9 protein-coding genes, 1 tRNA gene and 1 pseudogene are annotated in these 13,229 nt (G+C 45.5%); 5 read left to right on the top strand and 6 right to left on the bottom strand.

Features of this window, described 5'->3' with window-relative positions; all coding sequences use genetic code 11:
* From AC4MRN_RS14725 to AC4MRN_RS14715, 3 genes are all read left to right on the top strand, one after another.
* Positions 1–390, top strand: a 390-nt coding sequence (locus AC4MRN_RS14725; RefSeq protein ID WP_491203683.1) for a TonB-dependent receptor domain-containing protein, incomplete at its 5' end; no start/stop codon positions are given.
* Positions 391–400: 10 nt separating this feature from the next.
* Positions 401–958 (top strand): Rossmann-fold NAD(P)-binding domain-containing protein, encoded by a 558-nt coding sequence (locus AC4MRN_RS14720; protein ID WP_491203682.1) that lies wholly within the window; start codon positions 401–403, stop codon positions 956–958.
* Position 959: 1 nt separating this feature from the next.
* Positions 960–2,396 carry a PepSY-associated TM helix domain-containing protein gene (locus AC4MRN_RS14715; protein WP_491203681.1) on the top strand — a complete coding sequence of 479 codons (1,437 nt, stop codon included), beginning with the start codon at positions 960–962 and terminating at the stop codon, positions 2,394–2,396.
* Positions 2,397–2,552: 156 nt separating this feature from the next.
* Here the strand turns inward: AC4MRN_RS14715 and AC4MRN_RS14710 are convergent, their stop codons facing one another.
* The gene (locus AC4MRN_RS14710; RefSeq protein ID WP_491203680.1) at positions 2,553–4,829 is read right to left on the bottom strand and encodes a hypothetical protein; all 2,277 of its coding nucleotides are present in this window, start codon (positions 4,827–4,829) and stop codon (positions 2,553–2,555) included.
* Entirely contained in the window at positions 4,826–5,365 is a 540-nt protein-coding gene (locus AC4MRN_RS14705; RefSeq protein ID WP_491203679.1) for a hypothetical protein, read from the bottom strand. The genes AC4MRN_RS14710 and AC4MRN_RS14705 overlap by 4 nt, the downstream gene beginning before the upstream one ends.
* 449 nt (positions 5,366–5,814) lie before the next feature.
* On the opposite strand from AC4MRN_RS14705, the pseudogene AC4MRN_RS14700 reads away from it, so the two are divergent.
* Positions 5,815–6,021, top strand: a pseudogene (locus tag AC4MRN_RS14700) (transposase); the annotation flags it as partial.
* Between the two features lie 61 nt (positions 6,022–6,082).
* Here the strand turns inward: AC4MRN_RS14700 and AC4MRN_RS14695 are convergent.
* The 4 genes from AC4MRN_RS14695 to apbC all read right to left on the bottom strand — a co-directional run bounded on the left by AC4MRN_RS14695 (position 6,083) and on the right by apbC (position 10,569).
* Positions 6,083–6,159: transfer RNA gene (locus tag AC4MRN_RS14695), tRNA-Pro, on the bottom strand.
* A 279-nt stretch (positions 6,160–6,438) separates the two neighbouring features.
* Entirely contained in the window at positions 6,439–8,496 is a 2,058-nt protein-coding gene (locus AC4MRN_RS14690; protein WP_491203678.1) for a glycoside hydrolase family 97 protein, read from the bottom strand.
* A gap of 235 nt (positions 8,497–8,731) precedes the next feature.
* The gene (gene dcd, locus AC4MRN_RS14685) at positions 8,732–9,322 is read right to left on the bottom strand and encodes a dCTP deaminase (RefSeq protein ID WP_073322120.1); all 591 of its coding nucleotides are present in this window, start codon (positions 9,320–9,322) and stop codon (positions 8,732–8,734) included.
* Between the two features lie 128 nt (positions 9,323–9,450).
* Entirely contained in the window at positions 9,451–10,569 is a 1,119-nt protein-coding gene (apbC, locus tag AC4MRN_RS14680) for an iron-sulfur cluster carrier protein ApbC (RefSeq protein ID WP_491203677.1), read from the bottom strand.
* Between the two features lie 111 nt (positions 10,570–10,680).
* On the opposite strand from apbC, the gene metG reads away from it, so the two are divergent.
* Complete coding sequence (gene metG / locus AC4MRN_RS14675) at positions 10,681–12,726, top strand: methionine--tRNA ligase (RefSeq protein ID WP_491203676.1); 2,046 nt, start codon at positions 10,681–10,683, stop codon at positions 12,724–12,726.
* Positions 12,727–13,229: the final 503 nt, after the last annotated feature.

The raw sequence follows: 13,229 nt of genomic DNA, 5'->3' as shown, positions 1-13,229 counted from the left end.
TTCACCTGGCTGGATGCTGAAATGACCAAAACGCAGGACGGCCTGTTAGACGGTAAAACCGCAATCGGCGTACCTGAGCTTCAACTGAATGTGAATGTTGAGTGGGATGTGGTTGCTGTACCTGGTCTTACTCTGGACGCGCGTGCAGCCTATACCTCAGAGCAATACGCCAGTGCAGACAACAGTCTGGAAGTTGATGCATCGAACCGCTTTGATATTGGTGCGCGTTACAGCTTCCTGGTTGGTTTGACCGACATCACGCTGCGTGCTCGCATCGACAACGTGTTCGACAGCAATTACTGGGCCTCTGTTGGTGGTTATCCTGGTTCTAATTATCTGGTGCTGAGTGAACCGCGAACGGTTAAGCTATCGGCGTCAGTGAGCTTTTAATAGGTAAACCATGATGTTATCTCTCGCTGCCTTCGCCGGCAGCGCTTTTGCGGTTGGGCTGTTTTATGCAGCCTGGCGCACCCATCAGCCTAATACCGGGCGACTCATGAAAGGCTTTGCGGTTGGTTTGATGCTGGTCAGCCTTTGGCTATGGTGTCTTGAACACGGGCCTGAACTGGGCACCTGTTACGCCGTTGTGGCGTTTTCACTGCAGGCCTGGACCTGGATTTACCTCGCCAGACAGCGCATAGACAAAGATATCAAGCGGGTTGTGCTGCCCTTTGAGTCGGGTATGCAATGGCCGGGCGCCAGTCACTTAACGCTACGCTTGCTGAAAGCCGCTGCCTGTATATTTCTTTGCGCCATAAGTGCCATGCTACTCACCGTTGTGTGGACCACGACTTTGCCCGTGGACAGGGTGGACCAGATTGCATTGGGCATATACACCATGCCAGTGTTGTGGGGGGCGTTTGTTTACTGGCTGTGTGCCGACAACACAGAGTGGCGACCGGTTATATCCGTCAGCGTCATTGGCGCGTTGAGTTATTTGCTAATTTACAGTGTTTAGTATGAAAATTTCGATTTCTCCCAACGCCAATAAAAATGCGTTAAAAAGCCATGCATGGATTGGGCTGGCCGTGAGTGTGCTGATGTACTGGGTGTGCTTTTCCGGTGCGCTTTCGGTGTTTTCACAGGAACTGCTGCGTTGGGAACAACCCCACATCGCAGACAACCTCGATTATTCACCTGACACCATTCAGGCTGCCTACGAGCAGTTTTTAACCATGCAAGGCGGCAGCGCGGAAGGCGATATTGTTGTGCGCTTGCCAACACAGGACCTGCCTCGTGCGCGTATTAGTGCAGACGGCGAGGTGTGGAACATTGCGCCTGATGGCACCTTGAGTGAACCTTCCAGTACCCCCATTACTGATTTGATTGTAGATTTGCATGTTGCACTGCATTTGCCTGAAGACACGGGCATGATGATAGTGAGTATGTTAGGGGCCATGCTAAGCGCACTGATTATTTCCGGGATCATTGCCCATAGGCGTATTTTTAAAGACGCATTTCGCCTGCGTACCGGCAATAACGAACAGCTAACTCAAGGTGATTTGCACAATCGAATGAGCGTGTGGGGACTCCCCTTTCATTTAATGATTGCGCTAACCGGTGTGTATTTTGGCCTGGCGTCGTTCCTCACGTCATTTTACGCCGATGCGCTGTATGACGGTAACAAAATGGATTTGTTTGCCGACATCTACGGTTCATCCATACAGGTAGAAGCGCAACCTCAGGTAGCGAACATAGCGGGGGCGTTGTCTGAATTAAAACGCATTGCGCCTGATACTCAGCCCATTTTCGTAACGCTCGAGAATGCCACGCGGGACGGCCAGTATATCTTATTGAGTTCGCAGCACATGGATAAGCTGATCTACGCTGAACAGTACCGCTTTGACTCCTACGGCAATTACATTAACAAAGTGGGGTATTCCGACGGCAAAGCCGGGCAGCAGGCGATTTTTTCGGTGTACCGCATTCACTTTGGCCACTTTGGGCCTGAAGCCATGAAAATCTTTTTCGGGTTAATGGGCTTCGCACTTACGATAATTTCGGTAACGGGAATAAACCTGTGGCTGGCAAAACGCCAGAAGCAGGATGTGCTAAACCAACTTTGGATGGGCACAGTGTGGGGAACGCCCATTGCAATGGTGATTGCCGCTATCACCTCTCTGGTTATCGGGCTGCCGACCAAGCCGGTTTTCTGGGTTGTATTAACGGCGGTGCTAATTGGCGCACTGTTGCAGAAAACCCTGGTTAAGACACACATGAGTTTGCTGAAAATACTTACGGCACTGCTTGTTTTATTGCCAGTCACGCATATCGTGGTGCATTACCCGGACGTTCTGGTGGCCAACTCACTGGTTATCGACACGGCATTCATTGTTTTTGCCGCTTGCGTATGGCGCTATCGCGTTTCCCGCATTCGCAAAGGATGGCTGAGCTAATCCGTTGGTTTATCGCTGTTATGAATTATGGCAGTTCCTTCGTGACTTGAGCAGGGAGAACTGTTGAACAATTACTTACAAGCTTACTGAATTGAAAGATAATATCGATAAATTTACTTTTTTGAAATAAATTGCACCTATGTTCGCAACTTACACTTATTGTGTGTTTAGTTTTTTCAATTCTCTATTCAAAGCATCCAAATTTATAGACAGACCTCTACGAGTTCCCCAGGTTGAAAGTACTCCCAACACAGATTCCGATATATGATTTTTCATTTTTTCGTGAAGACACCAATCCGAATACCAAGTCATTAGTTTCTCGTCGCCAGATGCTTTTACCTTGTCACTCTCACGTATCTCTATTGTTCTGATATAGGAGATAAAAATTTTTAGATTTATTATTGAGTGAAAAAGCCATTTTGCTTGTGCTTCTGTGGAGGATATTTTTCCTGAAGACATATACTTGCCTCCACCCCACATCATCATAGCTATGTTTCGAGGTAACTTAGTTCGTTGTATTATATTTTCTAAGTAGCGCATTTCAGTGCAAAACGACAACACAACAAACTCTCCAAGTCGCGTGATATTGTACTTCAAGTGCCCATCTCTAAAACGAACCCTTAGCCATCCACTCATAATCATCATTTTTAATGTAAACTCTAATGCGTCATCAGGAAGGAAGTACCCCAATTTTTGAAGGTACTCATCTATATCTTTTTGAGACTTATGAGTCGCAGAGTCAGTTGAGTTAAGCTCCTTAATTGTTTCATTATGACTATTGGTTAGTATTATCTGTAAAATTCTAATTTTGATTAGTAGATAAGGAATTTGTTCGCTATTTTTTGGAGAAAGTGAATAATTGAATATGTTGTCTATATAACCTCCACCGCTAAACTGAGTTCCTTTACTAAACCCTTCTTTTTCTTTTATTTTTAGCTCCCCTCCACTAGCGGACTGATAGTAATTTTCGAATTTCGAAGTATCACCCAGTATAAAAATTTCATGAATAATATGTATAGATAGTTCATCCTCTAAAAATTGCTGAGAACAAAATTTTTTCATTATTGAATCAAAGGACTCAATTTTATCGCTGGTACTATAAAGGTTTTTAATTCGGAAAAATAAGTGGCCAAATATAGCAAGTAAAAATGCAGTAACTCGACGATAGTTGTGGTTACACAGGTGGACAATTTGCTCATCATCGTGAAGGCCGAATGCATCTTTAATGCGCTCGACAATACTAATCACAGCCCGGTAAACTAACTCTTTATCTTGTTTAATATACTTCTTTTTTTTGTATTTTTTACAGAGAATAGATGCAATCCGATTGTAAATGGCATCTAAGCCCACTGGTAATAACTTCCTATTGACATGCCTGTTTTTCGCCCGATTTTCTCGCTCTGTGATGTTCATTTCAAAATATGCATGAGTACAGTTCCTAAGTGTCATTAGGGTGCGAATGTCGATCTTTATGTATGGAAGAGGGTTGATACATATCTGAGTGATTGCTTTGAAAGCTTCTTGTTGATTACCATCAGTTATACTTTCTAAAGTGAAGTTGTCAAAACCATCGAAAACGACTAAATATTTTAACCCTAATTTCCGCTGCATAAATGACAAAATGTCATTTAATTCTTCAATGTCTGTTCGTTTCGAAAGGTTTTCAACGAGTAAACTGGCTTCAACGTCTTTAGTTTCAAGCTCGAATAATTTTTTTATTAATGACGAATTATCTGCATCCAAAATTTCTAATGCAGCAGTGAAAAACTTTTTTCTCCATTTAAAGCTATTACACAAATAAGTTAATAGACCTACATAGACTTCATTTCTGAAGTATTTTATCCAGAAGCCATCTTCATGTACTTCAGTCATTACTGATGGCTCATAGTTAACTCGAGATACGATAATGCCCTCATTTTCAAAAGTTTCTTTTAAGCGCTTTAAGGCGAAGTCCAAGAAACTGCTTTTCCCGCTGCCAACTTTTCCACAGATAACCTGACAATAAGAGCGACCATTATTAGTGGGATTATTAACTTGCCTAACGAGATCTCTACTCCAATTTTTTATTGATACATAACTTTCGTTTATAAACTCATCTGAACTATTATGTTCTGCGCTTTCTATTAAATACTCTTTACCTCTGCTTCGACTCATTGGAATGCGGTATCCTGTCTGAGTATCACAAACGGCGCCTTTGTCATCCCATATGCCAATGACGTTATCTGTTAGGGTTTCATAAATTTCTTGTAGAGTTGGAGTATTAAAAAAATCAGTTTCGTAGCGCTTTTTGTTGTATTGACCAACACTCGAACTTACAAAATTTTCAGTTGCATCAATTTTTCTAAATATCAATGGCTCGTTAAAGCTATCCTTTATTGATGTTAGATCACGATTACCTTCAACGTTTGCGATCATATATGAATCTAAATTCATAGTGAAACCTCCAATACTCTGACGGCGCTTTGAAAAGATGTGTAGATAAACGCCGATACTGCTACAAGGTGCAAAATTGCGATTAATAGGCGCTTTTTCCTTCTTGTTACACCTTGAGCTCTTCTGCAGTCCCAATATACTTTTCGAATGCCCTCTCGCTGCATGCCTTCATTTGCTGGTTTAGATACACCTTCAACAAATTCATTAAGCTGTTCGACACCCATACCGATCTCTTCAAAGTGCTTGAAATTTCTTGTTTCTAAAAATATTGCTGGAGCTGACAATGACAACAGTTTTGAAAGTAAAATACACAACGCAGACACATATATTGTTGCAATAAATAGTGGTAGCTCGATTGTTACAGGCTCTGATGAGGAGAGTAGAAGATTAGAAGTAGTGATATACTGTACGATAACAGCAATTATTGGAGTAACAGTTAGCCAAATTGTAAGACTATTCGCAAACTTTGAATTATTAATTCTAAAAATGTATTCCCAATCAAATATGCGATCAAATAAATTTGTTACATTACTCATTGTTACTCCCTATCACACTGCTGTCCCTAAATAACACTCAAAACAATTTTCTATTGAACTCCTCAGCATAAATTTATTGTATTAAGTGATGTCGAAGGTAGATTTACTTTCTAGTGAAACTAATTACTAAGGTACGTCAATTGTCTTACTTTTTACAAATTTTAATTCTTAGTAGAGAGAATACTGTAGAAATAGGAGTGTGAATCGTTCCGCGTTTGTCGGAGGCTAATAATCTTGAGAGAATTAGCCAATGAACAAAAGAGTAACTGTAATCCCCTCAAAAAAGTAGTACCGGTTATTAGTTGGAAATTCCATTAAACAAAAAGGAGCTTTCTATACGTAAATCGAAATATACTGCTACCTAGATACTGGCGTTCCTCATGCAAAATTAAAATGGCTTGGTTTTTCAAGATTTTTGTCGCGAACACGGTATGAGCTTTGCTCAGTTTTACAAGTGGCGCGCCAAATCTGGTGGAATTACAGAGCCAATTGTTGCGATGTGGCGGTTTACCCGAAATAACGGCATCACAGAAGGCTTCCACAACAAAATGGAAATGATATCGAGAAGCGCGTATGGTTTTAGAAACTTCGAGAATTACAGAATTAGAGTAATGACCCATTGTGGATGGGATGGAATAATTAATAGAACAAGATGAATGCTGATCCCCCGTTTATGGGGTAGAGCCGGCGTTGGGTGTCACTTTAAAAGAGAGAAGTTGGTCGGTGTGAGAGGATTTGAACCTCCGACCCCTGACACCCCATGACAGTGCGCTACCAGGCTGCGCTACACACCGACCGAAAGAGTCGACAAGTGTACTTATTTTTAATGTGATTGCAACGCATAAATCTGGCTAATGAATTGATTGTTGGATAAATGTGCAACCAAATGTACTTTTCTCAGATTACGACGAAAAACGGCCGGGAAATCCGGCCGTTTACGTTTCTATAGAGATGCTTTATGTATCTGCGTTTTAAATTTCGTTTAATACGGAATTCGATTGTGAGCCCGGCTCTTCCACCGCAATGGGGACGAGACAGAGAAAGAGTCCCGGCTCACGAAACCTTATTGCAAATTACAACGCCTTGAATCGCACTGCGGCTCCACCGGCTGCCGACAAAAATAACTTGAGGCTGTCAGCACTGGTGACCTTTTGTTTCACAATCTCTATTTCGTACGGGTTAGTCTGCCAGTCCGTTCTTTTAGCATCTCTGTAAATTTGCGCTTCAAAAGTCTTACCCGGTTCCAGGAAATCCAGCTTAACGTTTACCGTGCGCGGATCTTCGTTAGTAATGGCACCTAAATACCAGTCGTTACCAGAATAATGGCGGTGCTGCTTCTCTTTACGCGCAATCACCACAAAATCCCCCACTTCACCTTGCAGCGCTATGCTCTTTTCCCAGTCGGTGGGCACGTCTTTAATAAACTGGAATGGCGCAGGCTTGGCTTCGTAGTTTTCTGGCAAATCTGCGGCCATTTGAATAGGACTGTAAATCACTACGTACTCGGCTAACTGCTTGGCAATCGTTGTATGAGGCCGCATGTATTTAGTACGACCATGTTCTTCCGTCCCTCCCTGAATGGGCGGGTAATCCAGATCAAATATGCCCGGGGTAAAGTCCATAGGGCCAGAAAGCATACGAGTGAACGCCAGCATAGGAACATGTTCTGCCGGGTTTGGCGATTGCCAGCCTGAGTTATATTCCTGCCCTCTGGCACTTTCACGGGCGATCCAGTTTGGATAGGTGCGCCGCAATCCGGTGTCTTTTACCGACTCATGCGTGTTAATGCTGATCTTGTACTTAGCCGCCGTGTTCACGTTATGAATAAAGTGATTCACCACAGGCTGGCTGTCGGTATATTCAAACCGTTTAATGCCATCATCAGTGGTACGTTTCAGGCTTTGGCCGTGTGCTACGTAACCGGTTTTGATTTGCTCAACGCCCAATTTTTCGTACAGGGCGAAACCATCTTCCATCTGGTTTTCGTAGTTAGTAATGCCGCCTGAGGTTTCATGATGGCCAATTAACTTCACACCTTTACTTTTGCCGTACTCAGTGACTTTTTCTATGTCGAAGTCGGGGTAACTCTCGGTAAAAGAAAACAGCTCTGAGTTTTGGATCCAGTCGCCGTCCCAGCCAACATTCCAGCCTTCAACCAGCACACCATCAAAACCGTGTTTTGCCGCAAAGTCCATGTACTTCATGGTGTTTTCAGTGGTAGCACCGTGCTTTTTACCTGAACCCCAGGTGTATTTCTGGATATGCATGCCCCACCAAATCCCAATGTATTTTCCCGGCGTGATCCAATCTACGTCACCCAGTTTGTTCGGTTCGTTTAAATTGAGCGTAAGATAAGAATTAATAAGACCTGCGGCATTCGGTGCAATTTGCACAGTACGCCATGGCGTAGTGAAACTTCCTGCTTTGCGTACTTTTGCGCCATCGGCGCGCGGTGCTAAGTCAGCCTCGAAGCGGCCCAAATTCATGCGATTCAAACTCATGCCGGCATAATCCACCAGCGCGGCCTCGTGAATAGCCAAATGTACGCCGTTGGCCAGTTTAATGGTCATGGGCGTACTGGCTTTATCGACGTCCTGCAGACGGGTTTCACGATACAGGTATTCCTGACGCTCATAGCCCTGACCTGGGATCCAATATGCGGTAGAGGTGTGTGAATCAACAATAGAAAACTCGGTCATTTCACGGGTAATAGTACGCGGACCATCGGCATCCACGTGATAACGGAAACCTATGCCATCGTCGAATACGCGCACCTGAACCTTAAACGCATTATCCGTATCGCCGTTTTCACTGAAATTGACTACCAACTCGTTATAGTAATTATTGATTAGACGCTGCTCGCCCCAGGGTTGCTCCCAGGTTTCATTGGCGCTATCGCGGCTGACTTCTTTTAATGACAGCTGCTTGTAAATGGGTTTTGCGTCGGCAAAAGAAAAGCCCAACCGTCCGGGGCGCATCAGTTCCTCGCCATTATAGGTAACAGCGTATTGAGCAAAGCCACTGTCATCGGAAAAGGTAAACTGAATCGATTTATCGGGCGACGTAACCGACAACTCAGCAGCGGACACCCCTCCGCTAACCAGGCAGCCTAAAAGCAATAATGCACGCATAGGTTTCTCTTAATAGTTTAAGTAGACGTTGCATAACACCCTAGAACACTTAATCGATTAAGTAAAGAAAATAGCGCATCAAATAAACATTATTTTAACAAAAGGAGTGATGGGTCATTCGTTAAGAAAAGTAAAATTCATTTAGGAATTAGAGAGATAAGCAATAGAGCTTGCTGCTTTTGCAGAGCACAAAAGCAGCAATTTTCCTGTGGCGTAAAAACGTCAGAAATGTCGTTTAAGACTGAGAGTCTGAGCTAATACGGCTGGCGACTGCACCAGCCTGCCCTTTGTATTTTGCATCTACGCGGGCGTTGTAAGGTTTTTCCGCCGGTCGACTGAGCACTTCAAAACTCAATGCACCAATTTTCATCATGGGGCGCAGCGCTAATGGCAGCTTTCCGCTGTTATAGAATTCCAGCACTATATTGCCAGACCAACCGGGATCAATACGGTGGGCGGTTACGTGCACCATTAAGCCCAGTCGCGCCAGCGAAGATCGGCCGTCTAACCAACCCACTATGTTGTCTGGCAAGGTTACCGATTCATGCGTAATGGCCAGCGCCAGTTCACCGGGGTGCAAGAAGAATGCTTTGCCTTCTGGCAACACAATCTCATCACTCATTACCGACTCCAGCGCTGCCTGTACCTCGGCTTTCGGGCCGCTCAGGTCAATGTAAGGCGCAGCGTGATCTTCAAACACGCGAAATTTATTACCCAGGCGCATGTCTACCGTTACACCACTGATGTGCTCGTAGCCCGGCTGGGGATCAATGATGATTTTGCCAGACTGCAAATGGTCGTAAATGTCACGGTCGCTTAATCGCATAGAATGTCTCTGTATTGGCTTAGAATGGCGTTAACAATAAACGGCAAAGATTGTTTAGGGGCGTATTATGCGGTGGTCATAGCTGGCAATCAATCTGAATTGCAGCGAAACTGCCCTGCCCCTGCTTTTTAGTTATCTACCGGATTAAATACAATGGGATCGCCTTTGATATGCTTCGCGCCATGCTGCGATTCGGGCACGGTCAGCGCCAATTGCATGGATACAGCTCTGGCCATATCACGGTAAGCGTCAGACAACACATGATCTGGCTCACTTACCAGCAGCGGCTTGCCGTTGCCCGCATGTTCGCGAATGGTTGTATTCAGGGGTAATGCGCCAAGTAGAGGTAATCCGTAACGTTCAGCCAGTGCCTGCCCGCCATCTTTGGCAAAGATATAGTCTTTATGGCCACACGCGGTGCACTGGTAGTAACTCATGTTTTCAACCAGACCCAACACAGGAATGTTCACTTTGTTAAACATCGCAATGCCTTTTTGGGCATCGGCCAATGCCAGATCCTGAGGCGTTGTTACCACAACGGCAGCAGTTAACGGCACTTGCTGGGCCATGGTGAGCTGCACGTCGCCGGTACCCGGTGGCATATCTACAATCAAATAATCCAGCACTGGCCATAGAGTTTCATTTATCAACTGCGCGAGTGCTTTACTGGCCATGGGGCCTCGCCAAATCGCAGCATCTTCAGCGGGTACCAAATAACCAATTGAATTGGCGACCAAGCCATGAGCCTTTAGCGGTTGCATATGCTTGTTATCAGCTGTTTGCGGCCGTTCCGTAGTATTTCCCAGCATAATTGGCACAGATGGGCCATAGATATCCGCATCCAGAATACCCACTGTCGCGCCTTCCTGAAGCAGCGCGCTGGCCAGATTAATACTGGTGGTGGACTTTCCTACCCCGCCTTTGCCAGAAGCTACAGCGATAATGTTTCGCACGTTGGTAACCGGTGGTTTTAACGTTTGCCCACTTTGAATGGACTGGGTCAGGGTTACCGACACTCCGATGTATTTCTCAGTGCTTTTCTCGTTGTTCAATGCTTGCTGCAAAAACGCTTCAATTGCCGGCCACTGGGTTTTACACACAAACGGAAACGTGACAGTAACCTGTTTGTCATTTAACGCACACCAACGTATCGCATCAGTGGCTTCAACGGAAAAATAGCTGGCCAGTTTTTCGGCAATAAATTGAATAACTGCGTCAGGTTTTTTAGCTCGACCGGAAAAAAACATGGATTACCTGCAAATTTAAAGGTTTTACAACATTACTTAATGCAAAAAAAGCGCATTTCCGCTAGTATTTGCGCCATTTCCATTAGCTTAAAAGCCGAACAATAATAGTCTATGTCAGAACAGAGTCAGCTTCCCCAAGGCAAGCGCCGTATATTGGTAACCAGTGCGTTACCTTACGCCAATGGTTCCATTCACCTGGGCCATTTACTTGAGCATATCCAAACCGATATCTGGACGCGTTTCCAGCGCCTGCGCGGACACGAATGTTACAGTGTTTGTGCCGACGATGCACACGGTACGCCGGTAATGTTAAAAGCCCAGGAATTGGGAATTACACCGGAAGAAATGGTGGCTCAAACTCGCGCAGAACACCATCAGGACCTGCTCGACTTCCATATTGATTACAACAACTATTATGTTACGCATTCACCGGAAAATCAGCATTATTGCGAAGAGATTTACCGTCGTTTGGATGCCGCGGGCTACATTAGCAAGCGTACCATTAACCAGTTGTTCGATCCGGAAAAAAACATGTTCTTGCCGGACCGCTTCGTTAAAGGTACCTGCCCGAGCTGTAATGCAGAAGATCAAAACGGCGACAGCTGTGATGTATGTGGTGCAACTTACAGCCCGACTGAAATGAAAAACCCACGTTCAGTGGTATCAGGTGCAACACCAATTCTGAAAGAGTCTGAGCACTTCTTCTTCGACCTGCCTCAGTTCGAAGGTATGCTGAAAGACTGGATCCGTTCGGGTGCCATTCAGGAAGAAATGGCCAACAAGCTGCAGGAATGGTTTGAAGATGGCTTGCAACAATGGGACATCAGCCGTGATGCCCCCTACTTTGGTTTCGAAATTCCCGGCGCGCCTAACAAGTTCTTCTACGTTTGGGTAGACGCACCGGTTGGCTACATGGCCAGCTTTAAAAATTTCTGTGACAACAACAACGTCGATTTCGATAGCTTCTGGAACAAAGACTCAGACGCTGAGCTTTACCACTTCATTGGTAAAGACATCACGTATTTCCACTGCCTGTTCTGGCCTGCGATGCTGGAAGGTGCGGGTTACCGCAAGCCTAGTGGCGTAAATATTCACGGCTTCGTAACTGTTAACGGCGCCAAGATGTCAAAGTCTCGCGGTACGTTCATTAAAGGCCGCACCTACCTTGACCACCTGAACCCGGAATACCTGCGCTATTATTTTGCGTCTAAGCTGGGTGACGGCGTAACCGATATCGACCTGAACTTTGAAGATTTCGCGCAAAAGGTGAATTCTGACCTGGTAGGCAAAGTAGTGAATATTGCCAGTCGCTGTGCGAGCTTTATTACCAAGCGTTTCGACGGCACGCTATCGGACAACGTGCTTGAACCTGAGTTGGTTGCTCAGTTCCAAAACGCGGCTGAGCCTATTGCTGCGCTATTTGAAAAGCGCAAATATCACCAAGCCATACGCGAAATTATGGCGTTGGCAGACAAAGCTAACCAGTTTATCGACACCAACGCGCCTTGGGTAACTATTAAAGACGAAACCAAGCAGCAGTTTACTCATGACGTGTGTTCATTGGGCATCAACCTGTTCCGTATTTTGGTCACCTACCTGAAGCCGGTATTGCCTGTACTCGCTGAAAAAGCAGAAGCCTTCCTGAACGACGAACTAACCTGGGAAAGCAGCCAGTCAGTACTAACCGGTCATGCCATTAACAAGTTCAAGCCAATGATGCAGCGTGTCGAAATGGACAAAATTGAAGCGATGGTTGAAGCATCAAAAGAAAGCCTGGTGGCTAAGCCGAAAATCGATCCGAACAGCCCCTTGGCGAAAGATCCAATCAGTGAAACCATTTCTTTCGACGACTTCGCGAAAGTTGACTTGCGTATCGCGCGCATCGCCAACGCAGAGCACGTCGAGAAAGCCGACAAGCTGTTACGACTAGAGCTGGATTTAGGTGGCGAAACCCGTCAGGTATTTGCTGGCATCAAATCAGCGTATGCGCCGGAAGACCTGATTGGCAAACACACCGTTATGGTTGCCAACCTGGCACCGCGCAAGATGCGCTTTGGTATGTCTGAAGGCATGGTACTTGCCGCCGGCCCTGGTGGCAAAGAGCTTTACATTCTTGAGCCAAATGAAGGCGCTCAGCCTGGTATGCGGGTTAAATAATGTGTCCCTCGGTTTTCTCTGAGGACCACTGAACAACTTACCTTTCTTAAAAATCCCCGGCCATGCGCCGGGATTTTTTTATGCAGTTCACGGATTTTCCTACGTCTTCGGGTGTTTCCTTAGTTCCCCGCCTTCGCGGGGATGATATTAAGGAGGAAGCGGGAATGATGGCTGTAATGGGTTGGGGTGACGGATGTATCTGGCATGGGTGACGGTTATCGGAGGAACCTACATCAATCGTCGTCCCGGCCTTGCGCCGGGAACTTTTGATACAACCCCCGGATTTTCTTACACCTTCGGGGGTTTCCATAGTTCCCCGCCTTCGGGGGGATGACAGTTATAGAGGGGAACCTTCATCAATCGTCGTCCCGGCCATGTGCCGGAAACTTTTGATACCACCCACGGATTTTCCTACACCTTCGGGTATTTCCTTAGTTCCCCGCCTTCGCGGGGATGACGGTAAGGAGGAAGCGGGAGTGTCGGTTATTGGGGAAGCCTACATC

The organism is Marisediminitalea sp. (assembly GCF_984433645.1).
The sequence above is the reverse complement of the archived record's forward strand: the minus strand, read 5'-3'. Positions and strand labels throughout refer to the sequence as shown.